General features: G+C 43.2%; 37 protein-coding genes. 3 read left to right on the top strand and 34 right to left on the bottom strand.

Going from position 1 to position 23531, the window contains the following annotated elements; translation table 11 throughout:
- Nucleotides 1–3: 3 nt before the first annotated feature.
- Nucleotides 4–1476, bottom strand: a complete 1473-nt coding sequence (locus tag GJB62_RS20910) for an IS66 family transposase (RefSeq protein ID WP_159402428.1) — start codon at nt 1474–1476, stop codon at nt 4–6.
- Between the two features lie 30 nt (nt 1477–1506).
- Between GJB62_RS20910 and GJB62_RS20905 the strand changes: the two genes are divergently transcribed.
- Together GJB62_RS20905 and GJB62_RS20900 are read left to right on the top strand one after the other, a co-directional pair.
- A complete protein-coding gene (locus tag GJB62_RS20905; protein WP_245245975.1) occupies nt 1507–2667 on the top strand; it encodes a hypothetical protein in 1161 nt (386 codons plus the stop codon).
- 91 nt (nt 2668–2758) lie between these two features.
- The gene (locus GJB62_RS20900; protein ID WP_114081996.1) at nt 2759–3496 is read left to right on the top strand and encodes a type I restriction enzyme HsdR N-terminal domain-containing protein; all 738 of its coding nucleotides are present in this window, start codon (nt 2759–2761) and stop codon (nt 3494–3496) included.
- A gap of 53 nt (nt 3497–3549) precedes the next feature.
- Here GJB62_RS20900 and GJB62_RS20895 read toward each other — a convergent pair whose 3' ends face one another.
- Both GJB62_RS20895 and GJB62_RS20890 read right to left on the bottom strand, forming a co-directional pair.
- Nucleotides 3550–4008 carry a DUF29 domain-containing protein gene (locus tag GJB62_RS20895; RefSeq protein ID WP_114081995.1) on the bottom strand — a complete coding sequence of 153 codons (459 nt, stop codon included), beginning with the start codon at nt 4006–4008 and terminating at the stop codon, nt 3550–3552.
- A 227-nt stretch (nt 4009–4235) separates the two neighbouring features.
- A complete protein-coding gene (locus GJB62_RS20890) occupies nt 4236–4598 on the bottom strand; it encodes a helix-turn-helix transcriptional regulator (protein ID WP_012410694.1) in 363 nt (120 codons plus the stop codon).
- Between the two features lie 239 nt (nt 4599–4837).
- Between GJB62_RS20890 and GJB62_RS20885 the strand changes: the two genes are divergently transcribed.
- Nucleotides 4838–5284: a hypothetical protein gene (locus tag GJB62_RS20885; protein ID WP_114081994.1), complete on the top strand. Its 447-nt coding sequence runs from the start codon at nt 4838–4840 to the stop codon at nt 5282–5284.
- A gap of 9 nt (nt 5285–5293) precedes the next feature.
- Here GJB62_RS20885 and prfA read toward each other — a convergent pair whose 3' ends face one another.
- From prfA to rplC, 31 genes are all read right to left on the bottom strand, one after another.
- Nucleotides 5294–6391, bottom strand: coding sequence for a peptide chain release factor 1 (gene prfA, locus GJB62_RS20880; RefSeq protein ID WP_114081993.1), 1098 nt, complete (start codon nt 6389–6391; stop codon nt 5294–5296).
- Between the two features lie 103 nt (nt 6392–6494).
- The gene (gene rpmE, locus GJB62_RS20875; protein WP_069070756.1) at nt 6495–6737 is read right to left on the bottom strand and encodes a 50S ribosomal protein L31; all 243 of its coding nucleotides are present in this window, start codon (nt 6735–6737) and stop codon (nt 6495–6497) included.
- A 146-nt stretch (nt 6738–6883) separates the two neighbouring features.
- Complete coding sequence (gene rpsI / locus GJB62_RS20870) at nt 6884–7300, bottom strand: 30S ribosomal protein S9 (RefSeq protein WP_012410698.1); 417 nt, start codon at nt 7298–7300, stop codon at nt 6884–6886.
- Entirely contained in the window at nt 7300–7761 is a 462-nt protein-coding gene (rplM, locus tag GJB62_RS20865; protein ID WP_114081992.1) for a 50S ribosomal protein L13, read from the bottom strand. The genes rpsI and rplM overlap by 1 nt, the downstream gene beginning before the upstream one ends.
- Before the next feature lie 116 nt (nt 7762–7877).
- Entirely contained in the window at nt 7878–8726 is an 849-nt protein-coding gene (truA, locus tag GJB62_RS20860) for a tRNA pseudouridine(38-40) synthase TruA (RefSeq protein WP_114081991.1), read from the bottom strand.
- A gap of 88 nt (nt 8727–8814) precedes the next feature.
- A complete protein-coding gene (gene rplQ / locus GJB62_RS20855) occupies nt 8815–9165 on the bottom strand; it encodes a 50S ribosomal protein L17 (RefSeq protein WP_094349105.1) in 351 nt (116 codons plus the stop codon).
- A gap of 31 nt (nt 9166–9196) precedes the next feature.
- Entirely contained in the window at nt 9197–10144 is a 948-nt protein-coding gene (locus GJB62_RS20850) for a DNA-directed RNA polymerase subunit alpha (protein WP_114081990.1), read from the bottom strand.
- 326 nt (nt 10145–10470) lie between these two features.
- Entirely contained in the window at nt 10471–10866 is a 396-nt protein-coding gene (gene rpsK, locus GJB62_RS20845) for a 30S ribosomal protein S11 (protein ID WP_012410703.1), read from the bottom strand.
- Between the two features lie 54 nt (nt 10867–10920).
- The gene (gene rpsM, locus GJB62_RS20840; protein ID WP_012410704.1) at nt 10921–11301 is read right to left on the bottom strand and encodes a 30S ribosomal protein S13; all 381 of its coding nucleotides are present in this window, start codon (nt 11299–11301) and stop codon (nt 10921–10923) included.
- A gap of 118 nt (nt 11302–11419) precedes the next feature.
- Nucleotides 11420–11533 (bottom strand): 50S ribosomal protein L36, encoded by a 114-nt coding sequence (gene rpmJ / locus GJB62_RS20835; protein WP_012410705.1) that lies wholly within the window; start codon nt 11531–11533, stop codon nt 11420–11422.
- 123 nt (nt 11534–11656) lie between these two features.
- Nucleotides 11657–11881 carry a translation initiation factor IF-1 gene (infA, locus tag GJB62_RS20830; protein ID WP_006276978.1) on the bottom strand — a complete coding sequence of 75 codons (225 nt, stop codon included), beginning with the start codon at nt 11879–11881 and terminating at the stop codon, nt 11657–11659.
- Nucleotides 11882–12071: 190 nt separating this feature from the next.
- Entirely contained in the window at nt 12072–12623 is a 552-nt protein-coding gene (locus GJB62_RS20825) for an adenylate kinase (protein WP_114081989.1), read from the bottom strand.
- A complete protein-coding gene (gene secY, locus GJB62_RS20820; protein ID WP_114081988.1) occupies nt 12623–13936 on the bottom strand; it encodes a preprotein translocase subunit SecY in 1314 nt (437 codons plus the stop codon). The genes GJB62_RS20825 and secY overlap by 1 nt, the downstream gene beginning before the upstream one ends.
- Before the next feature lie 74 nt (nt 13937–14010).
- Nucleotides 14011–14454 (bottom strand): 50S ribosomal protein L15, encoded by a 444-nt coding sequence (rplO, locus tag GJB62_RS20815; protein WP_012410708.1) that lies wholly within the window; start codon nt 14452–14454, stop codon nt 14011–14013.
- Nucleotides 14455–14557: 103 nt separating this feature from the next.
- The gene (rpsE, locus tag GJB62_RS20810; RefSeq protein WP_012410709.1) at nt 14558–15085 is read right to left on the bottom strand and encodes a 30S ribosomal protein S5; all 528 of its coding nucleotides are present in this window, start codon (nt 15083–15085) and stop codon (nt 14558–14560) included.
- A gap of 93 nt (nt 15086–15178) precedes the next feature.
- On the bottom strand, nt 15179–15541 hold the full coding sequence (gene rplR, locus GJB62_RS20805) for a 50S ribosomal protein L18 (protein ID WP_012410710.1): 363 nt from the start codon (nt 15539–15541) through the stop codon (nt 15179–15181).
- 2 nt (nt 15542–15543) lie between these two features.
- A complete protein-coding gene (gene rplF, locus GJB62_RS20800) occupies nt 15544–16092 on the bottom strand; it encodes a 50S ribosomal protein L6 (RefSeq protein ID WP_114081987.1) in 549 nt (182 codons plus the stop codon).
- A 135-nt stretch (nt 16093–16227) separates the two neighbouring features.
- Nucleotides 16228–16629 (bottom strand): 30S ribosomal protein S8, encoded by a 402-nt coding sequence (gene rpsH, locus GJB62_RS20795; RefSeq protein WP_012410712.1) that lies wholly within the window; start codon nt 16627–16629, stop codon nt 16228–16230.
- Nucleotides 16630–16649: 20 nt separating this feature from the next.
- Complete coding sequence (rplE, locus tag GJB62_RS20790) at nt 16650–17198, bottom strand: 50S ribosomal protein L5 (RefSeq protein WP_012410713.1); 549 nt, start codon at nt 17196–17198, stop codon at nt 16650–16652.
- A 119-nt stretch (nt 17199–17317) separates the two neighbouring features.
- On the bottom strand, nt 17318–17671 hold the full coding sequence (rplX, locus tag GJB62_RS20785) for a 50S ribosomal protein L24 (protein ID WP_114081986.1): 354 nt from the start codon (nt 17669–17671) through the stop codon (nt 17318–17320).
- On the bottom strand, nt 17671–18039 hold the full coding sequence (rplN, locus tag GJB62_RS20780) for a 50S ribosomal protein L14 (RefSeq protein WP_012410715.1): 369 nt from the start codon (nt 18037–18039) through the stop codon (nt 17671–17673). Before rplN ends, rplX begins: the two co-directional genes overlap by 1 nt.
- A 46-nt stretch (nt 18040–18085) precedes the next feature.
- Nucleotides 18086–18334 (bottom strand): 30S ribosomal protein S17, encoded by a 249-nt coding sequence (gene rpsQ / locus GJB62_RS20775; protein WP_012410716.1) that lies wholly within the window; start codon nt 18332–18334, stop codon nt 18086–18088.
- Nucleotides 18335–18340: 6 nt separating this feature from the next.
- Complete coding sequence (gene rpmC / locus GJB62_RS20770) at nt 18341–18568, bottom strand: 50S ribosomal protein L29 (RefSeq protein ID WP_012410717.1); 228 nt, start codon at nt 18566–18568, stop codon at nt 18341–18343.
- A gap of 3 nt (nt 18569–18571) precedes the next feature.
- Nucleotides 18572–18997: a 50S ribosomal protein L16 gene (gene rplP / locus GJB62_RS20765; RefSeq protein ID WP_114081985.1), complete on the bottom strand. Its 426-nt coding sequence runs from the start codon at nt 18995–18997 to the stop codon at nt 18572–18574.
- 87 nt (nt 18998–19084) lie between these two features.
- Nucleotides 19085–19864: a 30S ribosomal protein S3 gene (rpsC, locus tag GJB62_RS20760; protein WP_114081984.1), complete on the bottom strand. Its 780-nt coding sequence runs from the start codon at nt 19862–19864 to the stop codon at nt 19085–19087.
- Between the two features lie 53 nt (nt 19865–19917).
- Nucleotides 19918–20274 (bottom strand): 50S ribosomal protein L22, encoded by a 357-nt coding sequence (gene rplV, locus GJB62_RS20755; RefSeq protein ID WP_012410720.1) that lies wholly within the window; start codon nt 20272–20274, stop codon nt 19918–19920.
- 80 nt (nt 20275–20354) lie between these two features.
- Nucleotides 20355–20633 (bottom strand): 30S ribosomal protein S19, encoded by a 279-nt coding sequence (gene rpsS / locus GJB62_RS20750; protein ID WP_012410721.1) that lies wholly within the window; start codon nt 20631–20633, stop codon nt 20355–20357.
- 142 nt (nt 20634–20775) lie between these two features.
- The gene (rplB, locus tag GJB62_RS20745) at nt 20776–21639 is read right to left on the bottom strand and encodes a 50S ribosomal protein L2 (protein WP_012410722.1); all 864 of its coding nucleotides are present in this window, start codon (nt 21637–21639) and stop codon (nt 20776–20778) included.
- A 140-nt stretch (nt 21640–21779) separates the two neighbouring features.
- On the bottom strand, nt 21780–22094 hold the full coding sequence (locus tag GJB62_RS20740) for a 50S ribosomal protein L23 (protein WP_069070779.1): 315 nt from the start codon (nt 22092–22094) through the stop codon (nt 21780–21782).
- The gene (gene rplD, locus GJB62_RS20735) at nt 22087–22725 is read right to left on the bottom strand and encodes a 50S ribosomal protein L4 (protein WP_114081983.1); all 639 of its coding nucleotides are present in this window, start codon (nt 22723–22725) and stop codon (nt 22087–22089) included. The genes GJB62_RS20740 and rplD overlap by 8 nt, the downstream gene beginning before the upstream one ends.
- 103 nt (nt 22726–22828) lie before the next feature.
- Nucleotides 22829–23461: a 50S ribosomal protein L3 gene (gene rplC, locus GJB62_RS20730; RefSeq protein ID WP_094342450.1), complete on the bottom strand. Its 633-nt coding sequence runs from the start codon at nt 23459–23461 to the stop codon at nt 22829–22831.
- Nucleotides 23462–23531 lie beyond the last annotated feature (70 nt).

Raw genomic sequence — 23531 nt, 5'->3', positions numbered from 1 at the left:
GGTCTAAACGAGAGGAATTAAAGAAGGGGTCTGCACAGAAGAGTTAACCATCGCTTTGATAGCTTGGTCAAAAAACTCAATTACAGAGCGTCCTTGACGGCGACAAGTTTGTATAACAGTCAATAAATTAGCAGTATCTTGGAATCGCTTCATAGAACGAGAACCACCACTGACTTTTCGTTTTGTGACTGCTAAACGTAATGTTCGTTCTGCTAAATTATTATCAGGGGGTATGTCCGGGTGGTCTAAGAAATACCACCATTGATGAGCTTTATTACGTAAGGAGCGTAAAAGTTTACCAGCTTCTCCTCCAGCTTTATCAATCCATGAATGAATGGAAGATTCAACTTTTATTTTAAACTCGGATGCCCAACTCCAGAACTCATCAATGTTTTTAGTTTGTTGGAAGAGAGCATAGTTTTTAAAACCTTCATCTATCAGGCTGACAAATGCTGACCCAATCTCTTTGTTATTCAAGCCAGGAATTAAGATGAGTTTCTTGAAGTGACGGCGTAAATGCGCCTGACATTTCTGTTGGGCTTTCACCGGATAACCGTTATAAGCACTAAAGTCATCAGAACTGAGTACACCAGAGTAACTTGAACCCAAAATTGCCTCTAATTCGGCGCGAGAACGAGTATCAGCCGCATGAAATAAAGCGAAATCGGTATTGGCAAAAATCCATAACCATTCTTTTACCCCTTTGATTACCCAAGGTGTTTCATCCGAATGGATATTCGGCTGGGTTTGTTTTATCCACTCTTTAAGGTTGTCAATACTTTGAGCTACGGCACCATCTATTCGTTCATTTGTGGCTACTAAAGTCCCGACTCCAATTTCTATTTCACCCAGTTCCCACAACAATTCTTGTTGTTTCTCGTATGGTAAATGCCCGTAATTATTTATCCATCCCAAGAAAGCTTGCAGTCTGATTCCTATATCTTGTCCCGGTACTATTTCTGGCGACCAGTCTGCTGTTTGTTTTGACCCACACTCGCTGCAAATACAGGTATGTCTTTGATATTCTACGATTTCGATAGGTCTTTCTACCAACTGTGCTACTTGCTGGGTTTCTATTTTTATTGGTTCGTTACTGAATTCCTTTTGACCACAACAAAAACACACTTGCGGTCTTAATATCTCAAACCTATCTACTCTCCCAAAACCCTTTCTCGTTTTTCCCCGATGTCCTGGCTGTCCTCCTGGTTTCCGTTTTGGCGTTTCACTCTCCCCTGCTTCATCTTCAAGTTTTTTCTCGGTTTTTTTGAGGATGTCTGCCGACGGTGGTTTTGATGATGTTGTGCTGTCTAAGTCTCTACTAACTTTGAGTTTCTCTATTACAGATTCTAGTTCTATTACTCTGGATTTTAGCTGTTCTATAGCTTTTGCCTGCTCCATAAGCATCTCTACCAGTTGCTCTTTCTCCAACTGTTTTAGGGTTTCAGTGTCTAGTTTTAGTGGCAGGTTTTTTTCCATAATTGCTATATTCTGCTTCCCCTACCACACTTGTCAATACCCCAGCACCTGAATCCTTACGAAAATCCTATTCGTAAAGACTTACAGAGATATATTGAAAATCAGGATACTATCTGTCTCTTTGTAACTCCCTTCGCTGCTGCTCCTGAAGCTAATATCAGTAAATTAATAGGTTATCACCTTACATCTAAATCCAAAGATTTTCATCATAGATTCGTAACTTTGGTATTACCTCATAAAGATGAACCTGAAAAAGTGCATGAATGTGATGGAGATTATGATAGAGGAATTCAAATCAAAACAGATGAGATTCAAGATACCTTCCAAAAGTTGAACTTAGATTTCTTCCTAGAAAATATCTTATTCTATGATGCTTTGAGGTACTACCGTGATGATATATACAGCGAAGAAGATATACAGACAGATAAAAATGAATTTATTGAAGCTATAGGAGGTGTAGTAGAACGTAGACAAAATATTTTATTAGAAGAAATTAAGGATATTAAAGAAAGTTTTACCAGAATCAAAAATGGTGATGCTTTAACAATATCAGAAATCAAGGCAATTGAAAATGCAATTCAGAAGATCAAAGATTTAAGATATTTGAATAAAAGAGTACCTAGTTTTGTTTATAAAGATTTTATTGATAAATATGTTGAATACTATCGTACCGTTTATCGGGCATGGAATACTAAACATGCTATCCACAGAAACTTCGGTTACTATGAGCCAAGAAATATAGATATATATTACGATATGAGAGTTATTGCTGAGGGAAGAAATGAAGACGAAATGTTGAAGAAGTTTACCAAACAAGCAAAACAGGAATTAGAAAACATCCTTAATGAGCTTACATCTGCAAATGAATCTTTAAAAACATTTATCCCTGAATTAGTCGTACAATTTAACTCATTTTATGACAATTTTATAAGTGAAGTAGGTGTAGAAATTCAATATGAAGCTATAAGAAAATTATCACCTCAAAGCGAAGATTCTGATTTCTGGATAGCTTTAATTAATGAAAAAGGTAGGGAAAGACCTCAAGGTGAAAAATATGTAGATAATGTATGTCAGACATTGAAGCACGAACTTGAAACTGAGCAAAGCCTAAATACATTTTTAGAGATTAAAGCAGGACAGTATTGGGCAGAATTAGTTACTAAAATCTTAAGCTTTTTCGGAGAAAAATAGACAGAAAGCAATTTTAAATTGCATGGTAAATAATAAGGGATGCAATAACATTGCGTCCCGATAACCAGTTGATAAATAAATCTAACTATCTATGACTAGCTTAAGTGAAGAAATATCTAGAAAACTAAATATATATAGGAGAAACTATGCAGAATATACAAAGTGTTTGATTAAAGGCAGGGAAATTGTTCTAGATGGACGACCAGAAGAAAAAGTTAGACAATTGTTTATCTATTTTTTAGTAAATGAAAGTGGATTATTTCCAAGCAAAATTGATATTAAAATTGAGTCTGATTATCATGACATAGAATTATATAAAACTGTACAAAATGAATATTTTAAACCATATTCACCTCCTATAATGATTGTAGAAATAAAGCGAGAAGAAGAAAATTTGCGTAATCATGAGAAGCAGATTGAAAGATATCTAAAAAAATCTTGTTCAGAAATTGGTATTTTATACAACTATCATCAAATTATTGCTTATATAAAAAAAGACGCAGTGTTTACGAGAAATAAGCTCAATAGTCTTGAAGATATACCACCTTTAATCTTGCAAAGTTCTAATAAATTCGGTAAAAATCTACTAGAATTTGAAAAAGCTGTAAATGGAAGTTTTGATAGCTTTATTTATCTTGTTAATCAATATGGAAAATATAAACTTAACAGAATAGTTTTCAGACTTAAAGGTGAGCAGTTACCCATAGTAGGATATTTCTTCAAATTTAAAGAAAATAAACTGTATTACAATATATATGTTCAAGATGTTAAAAAAGAGCAAAGCTGCGATTTCCAAGATTTTGAAAAACTAGTTTCTATTATTTATTGACAAATAATAACGTGTCTCTAAATAACAAATGATCGTAAGGAAAAAGGTAGGAATTATCCTTCCCAGTCTTGACGAGTATCGCACAGAAAATTGTCTGCGATCGCATCATCAAATAAATACGGGCAATGCTCTGGAAAAGTTCGTAATGGTAAGTTAGTTTCTCGTAGCGCCAAATCAACTCCCGCTTCAAAGCCATCTAACAAGGCTTCTTCGATTCGAGAGTTTAAGCTATGGTTCTGCCGCAGATGCCTATGAATGGCGCGGCGCTGTTCTCGAATTGTTAAAAACCAACTGCGAGAGCGTTGTTCGGGTTGATACTCCCACTTCAAGAGATGACCAAGTAATACACTCAGACGACTCACGAGTTCCCGATATTCCTGTCTCCCCAAAGCTTGAATTTCCTCTTGCAGGTGTTGCCAGTCTAGTTCCATAACTAGCCTCTGCTCTAACGCTTTAGCCTGCTGCTGTGTCCAGCCATAGAAATCTTGGTCATACAAAAAAGGTTTATCCATAGAGTTGAATCTTGACAGCAAGAAACCACGAGCTAGTTTGAGCCAATTTTATGCTAAGGACTTCCAAGAAATAAATTATCCAAATAAACGAACCACAGAGAACACAGAGGGAGAAGAGATAGAGAGAATTTTCGCGTTAGTTTTGGGATATTGTTTTATTTGGAAGTCCCCTAAATCGCCCTTAAAAAACTTAATTACGAATTACGAGTTACGAATTATTTTAATATTCAACTTGCTTTTGCTTCATCCCCAGATGCTTCAGCCACAGCTGCCAATCTATCTGCCGCAGCTTGGACGATCTGAGCCACTTGGGCCAAAGGCATGTGCTGGATTTGTCTAAGAATCAGACTCAAATCTGAGGTTTCTGGAATTGGCTTGCCATCTATGCAGCTGATTAACTCTTCCATTGTGTAGCCTGCTTTCGATGCGATTCGAGCCAAATTTTCTGTATCTGGAACCTTCACACCTTTTTCCCACATCTGAACAGCAGTAGCAGATACCCCCAAAAGCTTACCAAATGCTCGCTGACTCATTGAACCGCGAGCTAGTTTAATGATTTCAATCAGTTTTTGTTTGCTTTCGATCTTCACTGCTTATATAGCTAGCCAACTTTATTTACAAGTCTACTTTCAATATTACAAGTTTACTTTTATATTGACAGCCTTGTGTTTTAGTACTAAACTATATCTCTGGTTGTAAATCGGCAACTATAGGCATCAAGCTAGTAGAATAACCCATCTATCTTTAATCAACCCAAAAAACTTAGTTTGCTACGGCGGTTGTGCTAGTAGCTAGACTTTGCTGCGAGAAATAATATCGAAGGTGCATCATGTTTCGCAAGCCACGCAAAATTAATCAATATCGCCGCAAAGGTAAAAACCTTATAGCCACTAATAAAATTAAACCAGAACAGTGGAACATTTCTGACACAGAAACCAAAGAAGCTTTAAAAGTTAAAGGCTATGATGTTAAGCAAATCAAAAAAATCCACCTTCTGAAGCATCAAGTGTGTATTTCCTACTGGGATGCAAAAGGCAATATATGCAGCAGCTTTTTTAGCTACCGGATTTTTGCACGTTGGCAAGAAGAAGTGGAAAAGCTAATTTATACTTGTGAAACCCTAAAGGAATGGGCGAAGTTAAATTACGTTATGAAGTACGAATTTGCCTATTATCATTATCCCAGTGAAATAGAAGATATACTCCACGCGATATTAGAAAACCACCTGTCTGTGTTAAAAGCAACAGTACAACAAGTGGTTTTACAGGATATTTAACAGCAGAAATTAGTTAGCGGCAGAAGTCGCTAACTCCGCCAGACGTTCTTGTTGGTCTAGAGATATACAAGATTGGATAAGCGTTTCTAAATCACCATCCAAAACAGGGGTAAGGGAATAATTCTGACCTAACCGATGATCGGTAGCGCGGTTATCTTTATAATTATAGGTGCGAATTTTTTCCGATCGCGATCCAGTACCAACCTGCGATCGCCGCATGGAAGTAACAGCTGCTTGTTGTTCGCCTAACTTAATGTCATACAACTTCGCCCGCAGAATTTGCATCGCCCGTTCTTTGTTTTGCAACTGGCTGCGTTCTTCTGTACAGAAAATGCGTATTCCCGTTGGTTTGTGCATCAAGTCAACGGCTGTTTCCACCTTGTTGACGTTTTGTCCACCAGCACCACCAGAACGGGCTGTAGTCATTTCAATATCTTTCGGATCAATGTGAATTTCCACATCATCCACCTCTGGCATAATCGCCACGGTAGCTGTGGAAGTATGAACCCGTCCCCCAGATTCAGTTGCCGGCACGCGCTGCACACGATGCACCCCAGCTTCAAACTTTAGCTGGCTGTAAACATCATTACCTTTAATTTCGAGAATGACCTCTTTCCAGCCACCCATTTCTCCACGAGATTCGCTCACTAGAGAAACTTTCCAACCTTGAGTCTGGGCATAGCGGGTGTACATCTGCATCAAATCACCAGCCCAAATGCTTGCTTCATCGCCACCAGTACCAGCGCGAATTTCCAACATGATATTCTTTTCATCATTGGGGTCGCGTGGTAGCAGTAAGACTTTCAAGCGAGACTCTAAATGTTCTATTTTTTCTTCAAGTTCTTTTACTTCCAGTGATGCCATTTCTTGCAACTCTGGGTCACTTGCAGATTCTTTGTAAACCTGACGCGCTCCGGTCAAGTCTTCTTGGGCTGTTTTCCAAATTTCATAAGTATCAACAACCTCTTCCAAAGAAGAACGAGACTTAGCAATTTCTTGATATTCATCAGGATTGCTAGCGGTATCGGGGTCGCCAAGACGACGTGTTAATTCATTAAAAGTTTGTTCAACGGATTTTAGTTTGTCCAGTAAGTATGATTCAGCCATGACGAGTGCGATCGCTCCTTAAAAAATAACAAATTGGCTCGAGCATATAAATGAAAATCGACCCAGCTGATGCAGGGCCGTCGTTAACAGCAGAGCCAACTCGCTACTTTTTGTCTTGTTCGTCGCCAGATGTTTGAGTGCTGCTCATACCGTACTTGCGGAGGAAGCGCTCTACTCGACCCTCAGTGTCAATAATCTTCTGAGTGCCGGTGTAAAATGGGTGATTTCCAGACCAAACATCTACATGCAATTCTGGCTTGGTAGAGCCAATGGTCATAACAACTTGACCGTTGCAGTAAACTTTAGCATCTGGATACCACTTGGGGTGAATATCAGCTTTAGCCATTGTTCTTTTTGTGATGAATCTATATAAATTATAACTTTCAGCGTTCAATTGCAGCTAGAAGAAGGGAGAAGGGAACAGGTTACAGGTAACAGAAAACTATCACCTGTCCCCTGTAATCTATCACCTTCTTTACCAATGCCCAATTTCTAACGCTTAGAGTACTGAGGCGCTTTCCGGGCTTTATGTAAACCATATTTCTTCCGCTCTTTTGCTCTCGGATCGCGAGTCAAATAACCTTCGGTTTTCAAAGGTGGGCGGTTGTCTGGGTCTAGTTGGCACAAAGCACGAGCAACTCCCAAACGAACAGAATCAGCCTGTCCGGTCAAGCCGCCGCCTTCTGCTTTTACCAAAATGTCATATTCGTTTTCTAGTCCCAGAGTTTCCAGGGGTGCTTTGATCACTCCCAGGTAGTTGGGGTTGAATTGGAAATACAAGTTTCCATCTTTACCGTTCACAGTCAGTTGACCGGTTCCTGGAACCAAGCGTACCCGTGCTACTGCGTTCTTACGACGGCCAGTACCCCAGTATACGGCGCGACCGCTATTGGCATCTGCTACTACCATTAATTTTCTTCTCCAGGAATTGTATTAACTTTTAGTTCTTTAGGTTTTTGAGCATCATGGGGATGCGTAGGCCCAGCGTAAACTTTTAGCTTGGTGAACAACTGTTTACCGAGGCTATTTTTAGGTAGCATACCTTTAACAGCTTGCTCTAAAATCCGCTCTGGTATGCGGTCTTGCAGTTTAGCGAAAGTTTCGGTTTTCATCCCACCGGGACGACCAGAATGGCGGCGGTAAAGCTTTTGAGTACGCTTTTTGCCTGTGACTGCTACTTTTTCGGCATTGATGACGATTACGAAGTCACCTGTATCTAGATGAGGTGTATATTCGGGTTTCTTTTTGCCTCTCAATACCTGGGCGATTTCGCTGGCGAGGCGACCGAGACGTTTATCGGTGGCATCTACTATGTACCACTCACGCTCAAGGGTTGCTTGAGAAGGAAGGTATGTTTTAACTGTTGTCATTTGTCATTTGTCCTTTGTCATTTTTAATTTGTCATTAGTCATTTGTCTTTTGTCATTTGTCAGTTGTCCTTTGTTATTCACTAATGACTTTTGTACAGACGCGATTAATCGCGTCTCTACTGACCAATGACTAATGACTCTTGACTAGTGACGAACTTTGGCAAGGTGTCGTACCAAATCTCTTTTGGAAAGGGAAAATCGGGATAGCCGACTCGCAACAAACACAAGCCTTGAGGCGGTGCGGCATATTTCACTTCTTCCCGGCGTTCTTCTTTCCAGAGTTCGGTGAAGCTAGAAAGTGTTCGTTGTCCAGAACCTACTTCTACCAGCATCCCTACCAACAGCCGTACCATGCCATACAAAAATCCATCTGCCTGTATTTCAATATGGATAAATGGCCCACTGCGACGACACTCTGCTGCTTGCACCTCTACCCAGGAATGCGATCGCTTTGAGCCTGCACGGTGAAAAGCAGCTAAGTGATGCTTTCCCAAGAGAGGTTTCAAGGCAGCTTGGATTAAAGATTCATCCAGGGGTGCATAATAATAATGCCAACTGAAGGGTCTTACAAACAAGTTAAGCCGATCTTCAGTATATATTGTGTAGCGATACCGTCGATAGGCTGCACTAAAGCGAGCGTGCCAACGGTTATCGACACTAGCTGAAGCCCTGATTAATATATCTGGCGGCAGGTAGCTGTTGAGGATTGTTGCCCACTTGTGAGGCGGAATAAAACCTGTTGCTTCAAAATGGGCTACTTGAGCAGCAGCGTGAACTCCAGAATCGGTTCGCCCAGCACCGTGTAATGTTACATGATGCCCAAGAATAGTAGCGATCGCAATTTCAATCTCTTCTTGGACTGTCCGGTGTTGTTTTTGCCGTTGCCAGCCATGAAAATGAGTGCCCAGGTATTGGATTACCAAGGCTACTCGATGAGTTTGTGTAGGCTGGTGGCTTTCTAACATACAGATTTTGTCCTTTGTCATTTGTCCTTTGTCACTTGTCCTTTGTTATTCACTAATGACCAATGACTAATGACCAATGACCAATGACTTAAACCAATTCAATTATTGCCATTTTTGCATTATCACCCCGACGCGGTACGGTACGCAGGATGCGGGTATAACCGCCCTGGCGATCGCCATATCGAGTTGGAGCTTGCTCAAACAGAGCGTGAACCAGTTGTTTGTCGAAGATATAGCCAAGGGCTTCCCGACGTGCTGACAAGGAGCCATTTTTGGCTAGGGTAATCATTTTTTCCACTTCACTTCTTAGAACTTTCGCTCTAATTAAAGTGGTGGTGATCTTACCATGACGGATCAGCTCGGTGGCGAGCGATCGCAGTAAAGCACGGCGTTGATCGGCTGGTTTACTGAGTTTTTTGACGCGACAACGGTGACGCATAATTATGCACTATGAATTATGAAGGTTTTTCTTAAGGGTGTTTAGAGCCTCTTTCCATTGGCAGGGTGATGCCCAAGCGTCGCTGCAAAGCTTCCACGACTTCTTCTGCTGATTTCTGCCCAAAGTTCTTAATTTCTAAGAGGTCTTCTTGGGTATAATCCAACAAATCTGCCACAGAGTTAACTTGTGCCCGTTTGAGACAGTTATATGCCCGCACGGAAAGTTGTAACTCTTCGATGGGTATCTGGGCAGTTGGATCGTCTGGAATATCCGAACCTGTGTCTGTTGGTTCTAGGGAGATGTCTTTCAACGGGTTGAATAAATCTACCAAGATCGCAGCAGCAGAAGATAGTGCTTCTTGAGGAGAAATACTGCCATTTGTCCAAACTTCCAACAGTAGTCGGTCTTTTGGAATCAAGCCTTCCCCACGAGATTCTTCAACACTATAGTTGACTTTTCGCACTGGCATAAATATTGAGTCGATTTGGAGAAAATCCAACGATGTGGCTTCCTCACGTCCTCGCTCTACAGTGCGATAGCCTTTGCCCTTCTCGATCCGAAATTCCATTTCCAGCTTTCCACCTTCAGCGATGGTGGCTACATACTGGGTCTGATCGATGACTTCTACTTCACTAGGTAAATCAAAATGTGCCGCAGTAATTGTTGCTGGGCCGCTAACGAGTAATCTACCAATCTGAGGCTGTGAGGAATAGTTTTTGAGGATAACTTCCTTCATTTTCATGAGGATTTCCAGTACATCTTCCCGCACGCCCGGAACTGTGGCAAACTCGTGTGAAACGCCTGCAATCCGCACTGCTGTAACTGCTGTACCTTCTAGGTTAGACAGTAAAACCCGCCGTAGTGCGTTGCCAACCGTTGTTCCTTGACCGCGTTCTAGAGGTTCCAGAACAAATTTACTGTAATGGTTCCGACTTTCTTCAGTATTCGACTCTACACATTCAATCTGAAACTGCGCCACGGATGAGCCTCCCTTTTTCTAAGGTGCTGCTAGCAGACAAATCAATTGCCTCCCGAATTGACTTTATGTCCTGTAGGTTATAGGTCTATCAAACTACTAGTATGAAATTACAGTATAGTTTGACGCTCCTATTGAGCTTTCAGGCGCTAATAATATTTTGGGTTCCCAAAGTTTAACAGCTTTCCCTACAGGAAAATCTGATTCGCTTTTGGTTGCCCAAGTTTTCACCCAATGACAGTTTGCACGTTATCCGCCCAAGCGGTCATTGTAAGTAACTTTACTTTCTTGGTTGTAGCTTCTCGTCTTCAATGCCCAAGTCTTGGTATTTAAACTCGACGGCGCTTGGGTGGACGGCAGCCATTGTGAGGAATGGGGGTAATATCCCGAATGAGTGTGATTTCCAGTCCTGCTCCTTGAAGTGCCCGGATAGCGGTTTCTCTACCTGCTCCTGGCCCACTTACCATTACCTCAATTTGGCGCATTCCTTGATCTATAGCTCTACGGGCTGCACTTTCAGCAGCAGTTTGCGCTGCAAAGGGAGTTCCCTTTTTTGCTCCCTTAAAACCGCTAGAACCAGCACTAGCCCAGGAGATGACATCTCCATTTTGATCGGTAATGGTGACAATGCTATTGTTGAAAGTAGACTGGATGTAGGCCATCCCACTTGGTACGTTCCGTTTCTGCTTCTTGCTCCCGGATTTTTTAGTTGGTTGTCTCGCCATACTTGTTTAGTTGATTTAAGGTAAAACTTGCTCTGATTAGCAAGCGTTGCAAATTTATTTCCCTGGAGCCTTCTTCTTACCAGCCACTGTCTGCCTTCTGCCTCGACGGGTTCTGGCATTGGTGCGAGTTCTTTGTCCTCTGACTGGTAAGCCCATGCGATGACGACGACCTCTGTAAGTACCAATGTCAACTAAGCGCTTGATGTTCAAAGACTCCAAACGCCGCAAGTCGCCTTCAACTTGATAGTTGCTTTCTATTTCGCCTCGCAGGGCTGTCACATCGGCATCACTTAAGTCCTTAACGCGGGTGTCTGGATTCACACCAGTAGCCGCTATAATTTCTTGAGCGCGTGATAAACCAATTCCGTAGATATAAGTTAGACCGATTTCAACGCGCTTATCGCGTGGAAGGTCTACTCCGGCAATCCGTGCCACAATGAACTCTCCCTATTGTTTTCGCAATTACTGTTGGTTGGAAAAACGTGATTAATCGCGTTTTTTCGTTGTGTTAATGATGATATGCGTGTTACAACTCACTCTGTTTGTAAGAGCGTTATCCTTGACGTTGTTTGTGCTTGGGGTTCACGCAGATCACCATGACGCGACCACGACGCTTGATCACGCTACACTTTTCACAAATTTTCTTGACTGAGGCTCTAACTTTCATGCCTTTTATTTTTTGACTCCAAATATTAAATTATAGCATTTTTAGGGAAAACAATCCACTAATTTGACTAGCAAACAGTCAAAAGGATGATTTTATGGTAAAATTCTCTACATCTACATATAGTTACTTCTTACGCAAGCGATAGGTAATTCTGCCTTTGGTCAAGTCGTAAGGAGTTAACTCTACCTTGACGCGATCGCCGGGCAAAATCTTGATATAGTTGCGGCGAATCTTGCCGGAAATGTGAGCTAGCACGTTAAATCCATTGTCCAAGTCAACGCGAAACATCGCATTGGGCAAGGACTCTGTAACCGTGCCTTCCATTTCAATCAAATCTTGCTTAGACAATTTGTTTTTTCCTCAACTCAACAATTTTGTGTTCAGTTGCAGCACTTCATCTGCAAGAGAACACATTTCAAGAAATATATCAACAGTTTATTAATATATCTTAGCTAAAATTGATCTGTTTCTTGGGAGGGCATGGGACATTGGGAATTGGGGGAAGAATTACTGTAGCTCCTCCCCTACTCCCTGATCCTCAAGCGATTACCTTTTGCAGTTCACTAGTGACTTCTTCTTGGGACTGGTTGCCATTGACTGTTAAAAGTTTTTGGCGATCGCGATAATAATCAATTAAAGGTGCAGTTTCAGCGCGGTACACTTCTAACCGACGACGAATTACCTCTTCGGTATCATCTTTTCGCCCTCTAGCTAGCAAACGTTCTACCACAACATCATCTGGTGCATCTAGATTAACTACCCTTTCGCCACTCTGATGTATTGTTACCAGCAATTCTTCTAGAAAAGCTGCTTGCGTCACTTTACGGGGAAAACCATCAAGAATCCAACCATTTTCTGTATCTGGTTGGTTGAGGCGCTCCTGTACCAAGTCCTGCACTAGCTGGTCTGGGACTAACTCGCCACTATTTACATAGTTTTGAGCTTTGATTCCCAAAGGAGTTTGCTCTTTCATGGCTTGTCTTAATATTTCCCCAGTGGAAATATGGGGAATATTTAAGTGTTCCGCCAATGATTGAGCTTGTGTTCCCTTACCAGCTCCAGGTGGCCCCAAGAAGATTAGTCGCGTCACTATTGTTTCACCATTCCTTCATAGCGCTGAGAGATTACGTATGTTTGGATTTGTCTTGCCGTATCAATCGCTACGCCCACTAGAATTAACAGAGAGGTAGCACCTAGCCCCTTAAATGTGGGTACTCCTAAAGCACTTTCGACACCGGTTGGGATAATAGCAACCAAGCCCAAAAAGATAGCACCCAAAAAGGTGAGTCGGTTTGACACGCGCTCGATATACTCACTAGTCGCTTTACCGGGACGAATACCGGGAATACTAGAACCCATTTTCTTCAAATTCTGCGCTACATCTACCGGGTTGAGAATCAACGAAGAATAGAAGTAGCTGAAGAAAATAATGGAAATCATGTAAACCAAGGCATAGACCCAAGAGCCAGAACCGCTTGGACTCAAATAAGTGTTAATTATATTTGCCAACTCAGCATTCTTGGCGAAATTTGCAATTAGCAATGGCAAACTGAGGATAGCTGCGGCAAAGATAATTGGCATTACGCCACCTTGATTTAGCCGCAAGGGTAAAAAGCTCCGTTGCTCTGCCAAAACTCTACGACCTACTTGGCGACGAGCCGAAATAATCGGGATGCGGCGCATTCCTTCTTGGACAACCACAATACCAACAATGGTTGCTAAGAAAACTAAGATTAGTACGATGACGCGACCCACTGTTTCCCGACCGCCGACTTGCACCAAATCGATAGTATCGCCTAAAGCTTTTGGTAATGAGGCGACAATGTTGACAAAAATCAACAATGATGCTCCATTCCCAATTCCTCGCTCTGTAATGAGTTCTGATGCCCACATAACGAACATAGAACCAGCAGTTAGAGCGATCGCAGTTTCAGCTACAAAGATTGGCCCTGGATTTAAGGCAAATTGCTGGAGGAATAATGCTGAAAAAGCTGTACTTTGGAGAATTGCCCAACATACAGTGACATAGCGGGTAATTTGCGAGATTTTCCGCCGGCCCGCTTCGCCTTCATTTTTCTGTAAATTTTCTAAAGATGGAATCGCCGCGGTGAGCAATTGGATGATAATGGACGCATTAATAAAGGGTAAAATCCCTAGAGCAAAAACGCCCAAAGTCGAAAGTCCTCGCCCGGAGAATATATCCAATAAACCGAATATGGAATTATTGCCCGATATAGCTTCGGCAAATCTGGGTCTATCAATCCCTGGTACGGGTAAGAAGATACCCAGGCGAACCAAAATTAAAACACCGACAGTCACAAGCAGCCTACCTCTAAGCCCGGCTGCTTGTGCCATCTGCATAAAAGTTTCTTGAGCCGTTGGGGCTTTGTCTCGACTGATCATAGAGTGCTACCTTTATAGTGAACCAGGCGCTGACAGCGAGTTGGCTTACATTTAAGTGCGCTGTTCCGGCTCACTCATAAGACTTCACAACTCCCACCAGCTGCCTCAATTTTGCTACGAGCTGTACCTGTGAAAGCTGCCGCTTGTACCTTGAGCGGAGTGCTCAATTCGCCGTTACCCAAAATTTTCAATGGCCCTTTGACAGCTGTCAGGATACCTGCTGCTTTCAAGGAGGCTAAAGTTACTTCCGTATTAGCGGGAAGGGAGGCTAGCTTCTCTACATTAATCGTAGTGTAAATCTTTTGATTAACAATCGGAAAGCCCTTCAGTTTCGGTAAGCGGCGGTACAATGGCTGTTGACCACCTTCAAAACCGGGTCGAGTACCGCTACCAGAACGAGACTTTTGACCCCGCATACCTAGACCAGCACTGGCACCTTGACCAGCAGAAATACCTCTGGCTACACGCTTCTTGCGTTTCTTTGAGCCTTTTTGCGGCTTAACATCATGGAGTCTCATAAGTTACCAAGTTGTCATTTTTCGTTTCTCATTTGTCATTTGCCATTATGTAGGTTGTCATTTGTTCTGAACAAAGGACTACTGACTAAGGACAAATGACTAGTTAGATGTAGAGATTTTGAATAGGAATACCGCGATCTTCGGCGACTTCAGAAAGAGTCCGCAATGTAGATAAGGCATTGACTGCTGCTCTAGCATTATTGAGCGGATTGTTAGAACCAAGTTGCTTGGCTAAGACGTTACGAACTCCTGCCAATTCCAACACAGTCCGCACAGCACCACCAGCAATTACCCCAGTACCAGGTGCGGCTGGACGCATAATCACTTTTGCACCGCCACCTACACCATCAATGGGATGGGGGATAGAGTTAGATTTGGTGATGGGGATATCAATGAGATGTTTTTTGCCGTCGGCTACGCCTTTTTTGACTGCGCCGATTACATCTGAGGCTTTGCCTACTCCGACACCAACTTGACCGCGTTCGTTACCGACAACAACGATCGCTCGGAAACTGAGTTTTTTACCGCCTTTGACGACCTTGCTCACGCGGCGGATTTGGATAACCCGCTCTTGCCAAGTAGTTTCTTCTTTTTTGGCACGCTTTGTTCTACTTTTACGCTCTGTTGCCATAATTTATGCTCTGGTGAACGTCATTTGTCTTTTGTCATTTGTCATTTGTCCTTTGTCATTTGTCCAATGACTAATGACTAATGACCAATGACTTTAGAAATCTAAACCAGCTTCGCGTGCTGCATCAGCTAGGGCTTTGACACGACCATGATATAAGTTACCACCGCGATCGAAGACTACTTTGGTGATGCCTTTTTCTAGCGATCGCACTGCGATCAACTTACCAACTTGCACCGATGCGTCGCGGTTTGCACCTGACGCTAAACTAGATTTCAACTCTGGTTCTAAAGTCGATGCTGCCACTATGGTTTGATGCTGACTATCATCAATAACCTGGGCATAAATATGCTCATTAGAACGGAATACCGCTAAACGCGGACGTTCTGGGGAGCCAACAACTTTGCCACGAACGCGTCGATGACGACGGTTTTTTGATTCTCTACGAGTAAGTTTCATTTCTACTTCTTACCACCCTTACCAGTCTTACCAGCCTTACGTCTTACCACTTCACCGGCATAGCGAATGCCTTTACCTTTGTAAGGTTCTGGTGGACGAACGGCGCGAATTTTTGCGGCTGTGTTGCCTACGATTTCTTTGTCGTAGCCGCTGACAATCACGTTAGTGGTACCTTCGACTGCAAACTGAATCCCATCTGGTGGTTCAATTTGCACTTGATGGCTGTAACCCATGTTTAAAACTAGGTTACGCCCTTGAAGTTGTGCCCTGTAACCAACACCTTGGATTTCCAAACGGCGTTGAAAACCTTGGGAAACTCCCTCAACCATGTTGGCAACTAAAGTGCGGCTCAAGCCGTGTAGTTGCTTCGATGTCCGAGTTTCATCCCGACGATTTACGTGTAATATTTCTCCCTCTTGAGAGAGTGAGACATTATCTCTGAGAGTGCGAGAAAGTTCTCCTTTCGGGCCTTTCACCACAATATTCGTACCATCGATCGCCACTTCAACTTTGGCGGGAATAGTAATTGGACGTTTACCAATACGAGACATTACTTTTTGTCCTTTGTTATTTGCCCTTTGCCTTTTGTTATTTGTCCTTTGTCCTTTGTCTTTTGTCCTTTGTCTTTCACTAATAACAAATGACAAATGACCAATGACCAATGACTAATGACAAATGACCAATGACTACCAAACGTAACAAAGCACTTCGCCACCCAAGTTCTGACGACGCGCTTCGCGGTCAGTCATAATTCCACTGGATGTAGAAATAATGGCAATGCCAATGCCGCCTAGTACTCTTGGTAATTCTTTTCTATTGGAGTAAACACGCAAGCCTGGCTTACTCACTCGCTTTAAGGCGGTGATTAGAGGCTGACGATTCTTACCCTTATATTTCAGGGAAATCACTAGGTTGTGTTTTACCCCTTCTTCTGCTTCTTCGATTTCAGCAATAAAGCCTTCCTCCCGTAGCACTTTGGCAATGCTGCGGGTCATTTTTGTAGCTGGCACTTGTGTAGTTTGATGCCGCGCCAGGTTGGCATTGCGGATGCGCGTCAGCATATCTGCAATTGTGTCGTTAGCCGCCATCGTTCCCTCTATAGATGAACTTACTGATCGCGAAAGGGCATTCCTAATTCTTTAAGTAAGGCGCGGCCCTCTTCGTCGTTTTTTGCTGTGGTGATGATGGAAATATCCATCCCACGCACTTGATCAACGCTGTCGTATTCGACTTCTGGAAAAATTAGCTGTTCTCTCACACCCAGAGTATAGTTACCCCGTCCATCAAAGCTTTTAGGGCTAACGCCGCGAAAATCTCGGATTCTGGGCAGTGATAGGCTAACCAGCCGATCGAAAAAGGCATACATCCGTTCGGCTCTGAGTGTCACCATGATCCCTACAGGCATCCCTTGACGAATCTTAAAGCCAGCGATCGCCTTTTTCGCCCGCGTCACTACTGGTTTTTGACCTGTAACAAGCGCAATTTCGTTGATGGATGCTTCCAGCGACTTCGCATTTTGAGCTGCTTCACCCAAACCTCGGTTAATAGTAACTTTTACCAACTTCGGTACTTGATGAACGTTGGTATATTGAAACTGATTAATCAGTTTGGGGACGATTGTCTCTTGATATAAGCTTTTGAGTCTTGTTGTCGCCATAGTTTTTTGTCCTGATATCCCTGGGCTTGGTCAGGGAACTTTTATTGTCCTTTGTTATTTGTCCTTTGTCTTTTGTTATTTGTCTTTATAACTAATGACTAATGACCAATGACTAATGACTATTTATCCAGAATCTCGCCAGTTTTTTTAAGTTTTCTGACTTTCTTGCCTTCTGAGGTAAAGGTATAACAAACACGACTAGCAACGTTCTGCTTAGTGGAATAAAGCATCACGTTGGAGCTATGAATTGGGAATTCTTGGGTGACAATCCGCCCTGATTCCCCTTCTTGCTGGGGTTTGACGTGCTTGGTTTTAATGTTGACACCTTTGACGATGACTTTACTCAGTTGGGGAAGTGCCTGGATAATTTCACCAATTTTTCCTTTGTCTTTACCAGCAATCACTTGTACGGTGTCGCCAGTTTTGACGTGCATTTTGTGGAATACTTTGGGCGTACCCTGTTTGGTTGCCATTAAAGCACCTCCGGAGCCAGAGAAACAATTTTGGTAAAGTTTTTATCGCGTAGTTCCCGTGCAACTGGGCCAAAAACCCGTGTGCCTCTAGGATTGCCGTCTTTGTTGATGATTACAGCAGCATTATCATCAAAGCGAATACTCATGCCACTGTCACGAGATACAGCTTTACGAGTGCGGACAATTACTGCTTCCACAACATCAGACTTTTTAACAGCCATGTTAGGTGTAGCATCTTTGACAACGGCGATAATTTTATCACCGATAAAACCATAACGACGGTTGCCTCCGCCTAAGACGCGGATGCACATTAGTTTGCGGGCACCGCTATTATCTGCGACATTCAGGTAAGTCTGGGGTTGAATCACAATTATTCTCCCTTGTGATGTTGTTAGAAACTAACAACGATGAGGTTTAAGCAGGTTTGATGTTCAGGACTTCTGTGATTTTCCAGCGCTTGGTTTTGCTCAGGGGTCTAGTTTCCTGAATGCGAACGCGATCGCCTACTTTACACTTATTTTCTTCGTCGTGAACTTTATATCGTTGGGTGTTAACCACAATCTTGCCGTACTTGGGGTGAGGAGCGCGGTTTTCTATGGCAACTACCACAGTTTTTTGCATTTTATCGCTCACTACCAAGCCAACTCGTTCTTTAACTGCCATAATCTCCTACTTTTCTTCTTTAGCCGATTGACTTGCTGCCCGTTTGCGTTCTGTTTCTAATGTCAGCAATTGGGCTAGGCGATGTCGAGCCTGTCTGAATTGGTGGGGCTTTTCTAATTGTCTTGTCGCTTTTTGCAAGCGCAACTGAAATAGTTGTCTTTTGATCGCAACAATTTCATCAGAGAGCTTCTCGTCACTTAATTCTCTAGCTTCTGAAATCTTGGGAAGAGGCATAAGCTACTCCTGCTCCTGTGGTTGAAAGCGCACAATAAACTTGGTTTTTATAGGCAGTTTAAATGAAGCCAAACGCATAGCTTCACGGGCGATTTCTTCAGAAACCCCACCGATTTCAAACAAAATTCGTCCTGGCTTGACTACCGCTACCCAAAACTCTGGATTACCTTTACCGGAACCCATCCGGGTTTCAGCAGGACGCATGGTTACAGGTTTATCAGGGAAAATCCGAATCCAGATTTGTCCACCCCGACGAATATAACGAGTCATTGCCCGACGGGAAGCCTCGATTTGCCGGGAGGTGATCCAAGCAGGTTCTTGTGCTTGGAGTGCAAAATCACCGAAGTTGAGGGTGCTACCACGGGTGGCTAGTCCCTCCATCCGTCCGCGCTGTTGTTTGCGGAATTTAGTTCTTCTAGGGCTTAACATGGTTTGTTACTTGTCATTTGTCATTTGTCATCTGCCATTTGTCATCTGCCATTTACTAATGACTAATGACTAATGACTAATGACGATTTATCCTTCATTTGAGCGGTCTTCAAATTGCTGGCGACGACGTTGTTGACGACGACGGGGTTCACGATCGCGATCACGGGGATCACGTTCGCGATCGCGGCTTGCTGGTGGTAGTGGATCTGGTTCCTGTCCAGGAATAATTTCTCCCTTAAACACCCAAACTTTGATGCCCAAAATGCCGTAAACAGTTTTTGCCGTGCAATAAGAGTAGTCAATATCAGCCCGTAAGGTATGTAAAGGTACTCTACCTTCACGAGTCCACTCTGTCCGGGCAATTTCTGCACCGTTGAGGCGGCCACTGACTTGGATTTTAATACCTTGAACACCAGCGCGTTGGGCGCGCTGAATTGATTGGCGCACTACCCGCCGAAAGGAAACCCGGCGTTCCAATTGTTGAGCAATGTATTCGGCAATTAGGTAGGCATCAGCATCAACTCGTTGAACTTCAACTACGTTAATGCGAATTTGGCGATTGCTACCCAATAGTCCTTGGAGTCCGGTACGCAAGGATTCTATGCCTTGCCCACCACGTCCTACTACTACACCGGGTCTAGCTGTGCGTACTTCTAAGTCGATTTGGTCGGCTTTGCGCTCAATCCGCACTTCGGAAATTCCGGCGTTGTTTTGAGCAAGTCTACCCAGCTTTTGTTCTATGTATTGACGGAGTTTGTAGTCTTCTTGTAAAAGTTCTGGATAGCGGTCAGGAACAGCAAACCAACGGGATTGATGTTCATGTGTAATACCCAGGCGAAAACCAACTGGATGAATTTTCTGTCCCACGAATGCTTCCTCTAAGATTTCTTACTTTACGTAATTTATTCGTGTAAGCGTGCTTATTTTTCTGGTGCGGCTCCAACGGCCACAGTAATATGACACGTCGGTTTGCGAATTTGGTAAGCTCGACCTTGCGCTCTTGGTTGGAACCGCTTCAACGGCGGCCCTTGATCGGCGTAAGCCTGAGTAATCACTAGTTGAGTCCGATCTAACCCAGCATTGTGTTCAGCATTAGCAGCAGCGCTTCTGAGAACCTTCAATATGGGTTCAGTGGCGCGATAGGGCATGAATTCTAGGATGATTAACGCTTCTCGGTATGATCGCCCCCGGATTTGATCGAGTACCCGACGCACTTTGTAGGCCGAGATGCGGATAAAACGAGCGATCGCTTTTACTTCAGTAGTATTAGTAGCCATAATTTTCTCCAATTTTGTCATTTGTCATTTGTCACTTGTCACTTGTCTTTAGCTAATGACTAATGACTAATAACTAATGACTACCTACCCGCTTTTTTGTCGCTTTTTCCATGACCCCTGTAGGTGCGTGTCGGGGCAAATTCACCCAACTTGTGTCCTACCATCTGTTCATTTACAAAAACTGGAACGTGTTGTCGTCCGTTGTGAACAGCTATGGTATGACCTACCATTAGAGGCAAAATTGTTGAAGCTCTTGACCAAGTTTTAATAACTTCTTTTCTGTTGTTGTCGTTGAGCTTTTCAATTTTCTTTAAGAGATGATCCGCAACGAAAGGACCTTTTTTTAGAGAACGACCCATAGTTCAATTTTGGATTTAGGATTTAGGAATTAGGATTTAGAATTTCGGATTTTGGATAATTAGGTGTCCAAGCTGGTTTCACAAATTTTCAATGTTCACAAGTAGACCCCAATCTAAAATCCAAAATCTAAAATCTAAAATTCTATGATTCACGACCACCGCGACCGCGTTTAGAAGACTTACGGCGACGACGCACAATGAATTTGCTGCTAAGTTTCTTGCGATTGCGTGTCTTCGCGCCCAATGTGGGTTTACCCCAAGGTGTAACAGGCCCTGATCTACCGATAGGAGCCCTACCCTCACCACCACCATGTGGGTGATCCACTGGGTTCATGACGCTACCTCTAACCTTCGGACGGCGACCTTTCCAGCGATTGCGTCCGGCTTTACCTGCACTCAGGTTTCTCGCATCGGTGTTGCCCACTTGCCCAATGGTGGCGTAGCAATCACGCCGAATTAAGCGGACTTCTCCCGAAGGCAACTTGAGAGTTACATAATCACCTTCTTTTGCCACAACTTGAGCGCTAGCACCAGCTGCACGCACGATTTGACCACCTTTACCAGGAGTCATTTCTACGTTGTGAACACTAGTACCCAAGGGAATCCGCGATAGAGGTAAAGCATTACCATCTTCAAAGGGAGATTCGGGACCAGAAATAATTATTGTTCCAACTTTCAATCCGTTGGGATGCAGGATGTACCGTTTTTCGCCATCTTGGTAATACAAAAGGGCAATTCGGGCATTGCGGTTAGGATCGTATTCAATTGCTGCGACTTTGGCAGGAATATTATGTTTATCCCTTTTAAAATCGATGATCCGGTAAAGTTGTTTGTGTCCGCCACCCCGACGACGACTGGTAATCCGCCCTGTATTATTCCGACCTTTGGCACGATGCTTCGAGGTCGTTAGGGATTTTTCTGGCTCGGTTTTTGTGATTTCCGCAAAGTCAGAAACTGTAACTTGGCGAGTGCTGGGGGTATAAGGGCGATAAGAACGAGTACCCATAATCTATTTTGGATTTTGGATTTTTGATTTACTTAATTTCGGATTTTGAATTTTGGATTTAATGAGTGTTTAACTAATTGCGACCATCTTTGGTATTTATTCAGTAAACTCCTCAATCTAAAATCTAAAATCTAAAATTCCTAGACTTCTGGGAATAGAACTTGTCTAATCTTGTCTTCATCCCCAGGTGCGACTGTAACAATGGCTCGCTTATATTGGGGCTTATAACCGATAAATTTACCAACGCGCCGCTTTTTACGTGGTGGTAAGGTGGTGTTGACTTTTACAACCTTGACCTGAAATAAGTCTTCGATCGCAGCCTTGATTTCTGGCTTGGATGCCTTTGGAATTACTTCAAAGGTGTACTTATTTTGCTCCATCAAGATAGTCGCCTTCTCGGTGACTATTGGGCGACGTACTAAGTCGGCAAGGTCGCGGGGGTCAAAGCTAGGCACTGTAGACCTCCTGAATTTTTTCTAGGGCTGATGCCGTAACTACAATTTTGTCAGCGTGCAGTAAATCAAAAACATTTAACTGGTCGGCTGCAATTAGTTTTAAATTTTCAATGTTGCGGGCTGATAAATAAACATTATCTGTATCCGCAATTTCAGACAAAATTAACAGTGCCTTGCTTTCTGGTACTACTCCCCAACGGGCAAGTGCTGCCACTAAGTCTTTAGTCTTCGGGCGAGATAGTTCGGTGCTAAATTCTTCTACTACGATCAAGTCGTCAATACGACCGACAAATGCTGTCCGCAGTGCTAAACGTCGCTCTTTGCGGTTCAACTTCAGGTCAAAGTCTCTAGGCTTTGGCCCAAAGATCACACCACCACCACGCCACAATGGTGAACGAATAGACCCTGCACGAGCGCGACCAGTACCTTTTTGTCGCCAAGGTTTACGGCCACCGCCTCTGACTTCAGCACGAGTTTTTGTGCTGGCATTTCCTTGACGAGCATTAGTCAATTGCCGTACTAAGGCGCGGTGTACGATATGAGACGCTGTTTCTTCTTTGGCAACGCGCAACTCGAAGGTCGTCTCGCCGACCTGTTCTCCTTGCCAATTTTTAACTACGCTTTCAACCATCTTTGTTATTTGTCCTTTGTCTCTTGTCATTTGTCATTGGTCTTTTGCCATTTGTCTTTAGCCAATGACTTTTGACTAATGACTGTTGACTAATGACTTTTGACTATCCCACTACTTTTGCAGGTACAACACTTACTAGAGCGCCTGGTTTACCAGGAATTGCTCCCTTGATTAGCAATAAATTGCGTTCTGCATCAACTCGCACTATGGTCAGCTTACGGATTGTGATGCGTTTACCACCTAAACGCCCTGCCATCCGCTTACCTGGATAGACACGACCTGGTGTTGTACCAGCACCAATAGAACCTGGCGCTCTGTGGTTTTTGGAACCGTGTGACATGGGCCCACGACCAAAGTTGTTGCGCTTCTGGTTTCCTGCAAAACCGCGACCGATGCTTGTGCCGACTACATCGACAATTTGACCCGCACTAAAAATATCTGCTTTAATCTGTTGACCTAAAGCATAATCACTAGAACTATCAGTGTGATATTCATTTAGGTGACGCAATGCTGGGGCAGATGATTTAGCCAAATGACCCAGTAGTGGTCTGTTTAGTGCCTTTGGTTTAACTTCGCCAAAACCAACTTGGATGGCAAAGTAACCGTCGGTTTGTTTCGTTTTAACTTGTGTAACAGTGCATGGCCCTGCTTGAATGACAGTCACAGGAATAGCTACTCCTGCTTCGTCAAATATTTGGGTCATGCCCAGCTTGGTGCCGAGAATACCTACAGACACAGTAACTGGTTCTCCTTTCTACTTGCTGACCTTGGAATTGGACTCTAGAGGACACGCTTTGTACGCATCA

It is taken from the genome of Nostoc sp. ATCC 53789 (assembly GCF_009873495.1).
GTDB lineage: Bacteria > Cyanobacteriota > Cyanobacteriia > Cyanobacteriales > Nostocaceae > Nostoc > Nostoc muscorum_A.
The sequence above is the reverse complement of the archived record's forward strand: the minus strand, read 5'-3'. Positions and strand labels throughout refer to the sequence as shown.

What these genes read in the sequence shown, in the direction of transcription:
- GJB62_RS20910 (WP_159402428.1), bottom strand. Translation starts at nt 1,476, where the DNA reads ATGGAAAAAAACCTGCCACTAAAACTAGACACTGAAACCCTAAAACAG.
- GJB62_RS20900 (WP_114081996.1), top strand. Translation starts at nt 2,759, where the DNA reads ATGACTAGCTTAAGTGAAGAAATATCTAGAAAACTAAATATATATAGG.
- GJB62_RS20895 (WP_114081995.1), bottom strand. Translation starts at nt 4,008, where the DNA reads ATGGATAAACCTTTTTTGTATGACCAAGATTTCTATGGCTGGACACAG.
- GJB62_RS20885 (WP_114081994.1), top strand. Translation starts at nt 4,838, where the DNA reads ATGTTTCGCAAGCCACGCAAAATTAATCAATATCGCCGCAAAGGTAAA.
- prfA (WP_114081993.1), bottom strand. Translation starts at nt 6,391, where the DNA reads ATGGCTGAATCATACTTACTGGACAAACTAAAATCCGTTGAACAAACT.
- rpmE (WP_069070756.1), bottom strand. Translation starts at nt 6,737, where the DNA reads ATGGCTAAAGCTGATATTCACCCCAAGTGGTATCCAGATGCTAAAGTT.
- rpsI (WP_012410698.1), bottom strand. Translation starts at nt 7,300, where the DNA reads ATGGTAGTAGCAGATGCCAATAGCGGTCGCGCCGTATACTGGGGTACT.
- rplM (WP_114081992.1), bottom strand. Translation starts at nt 7,761, where the DNA reads ATGACAACAGTTAAAACATACCTTCCTTCTCAAGCAACCCTTGAGCGT.
- truA (WP_114081991.1), bottom strand. Translation starts at nt 8,726, where the DNA reads ATGTTAGAAAGCCACCAGCCTACACAAACTCATCGAGTAGCCTTGGTA.
- rplQ (WP_094349105.1), bottom strand. Translation starts at nt 9,165, where the DNA reads ATGCGTCACCGTTGTCGCGTCAAAAAACTCAGTAAACCAGCCGATCAA.
- rpsK (WP_012410703.1), bottom strand. Translation starts at nt 10,866, where the DNA reads ATGGCGAGACAACCAACTAAAAAATCCGGGAGCAAGAAGCAGAAACGG.
- rpmJ (WP_012410705.1), bottom strand. Translation starts at nt 11,533, where the DNA reads ATGAAAGTTAGAGCCTCAGTCAAGAAAATTTGTGAAAAGTGTAGCGTG.
- secY (WP_114081988.1), bottom strand. Translation starts at nt 13,936, where the DNA reads ATGATCAGTCGAGACAAAGCCCCAACGGCTCAAGAAACTTTTATGCAG.
- rplO (WP_012410708.1), bottom strand. Translation starts at nt 14,454, where the DNA reads ATGAGACTCCATGATGTTAAGCCGCAAAAAGGCTCAAAGAAACGCAAG.
- rpsE (WP_012410709.1), bottom strand. Translation starts at nt 15,085, where the DNA reads ATGGCAACAGAGCGTAAAAGTAGAACAAAGCGTGCCAAAAAAGAAGAA.
- rplR (WP_012410710.1), bottom strand. Translation starts at nt 15,541, where the DNA reads ATGAAACTTACTCGTAGAGAATCAAAAAACCGTCGTCATCGACGCGTT.
- rplF (WP_114081987.1), bottom strand. Translation starts at nt 16,092, where the DNA reads ATGTCTCGTATTGGTAAACGTCCAATTACTATTCCCGCCAAAGTTGAA.
- rpsH (WP_012410712.1), bottom strand. Translation starts at nt 16,629, where the DNA reads ATGGCGGCTAACGACACAATTGCAGATATGCTGACGCGCATCCGCAAT.
- rplE (WP_012410713.1), bottom strand. Translation starts at nt 17,198, where the DNA reads ATGGCGACAACAAGACTCAAAAGCTTATATCAAGAGACAATCGTCCCC.
- rplX (WP_114081986.1), bottom strand. Translation starts at nt 17,671, where the DNA reads ATGGCAACCAAACAGGGTACGCCCAAAGTATTCCACAAAATGCACGTC.
- rpsQ (WP_012410716.1), bottom strand. Translation starts at nt 18,334, where the DNA reads ATGGCAGTTAAAGAACGAGTTGGCTTGGTAGTGAGCGATAAAATGCAA.
- rpmC (WP_012410717.1), bottom strand. Translation starts at nt 18,568, where the DNA reads ATGCCTCTTCCCAAGATTTCAGAAGCTAGAGAATTAAGTGACGAGAAG.
- rplP (WP_114081985.1), bottom strand. Translation starts at nt 18,997, where the DNA reads ATGTTAAGCCCTAGAAGAACTAAATTCCGCAAACAACAGCGCGGACGG.
- rplV (WP_012410720.1), bottom strand. Translation starts at nt 20,274, where the DNA reads ATGGCTACTAATACTACTGAAGTAAAAGCGATCGCTCGTTTTATCCGC.
- rpsS (WP_012410721.1), bottom strand. Translation starts at nt 20,633, where the DNA reads ATGGGTCGTTCTCTAAAAAAAGGTCCTTTCGTTGCGGATCATCTCTTA.
- rplB (WP_012410722.1), bottom strand. Translation starts at nt 21,639, where the DNA reads ATGGGTACTCGTTCTTATCGCCCTTATACCCCCAGCACTCGCCAAGTT.
- rplD (WP_114081983.1), bottom strand. Translation starts at nt 22,725, where the DNA reads ATGGTTGAAAGCGTAGTTAAAAATTGGCAAGGAGAACAGGTCGGCGAG.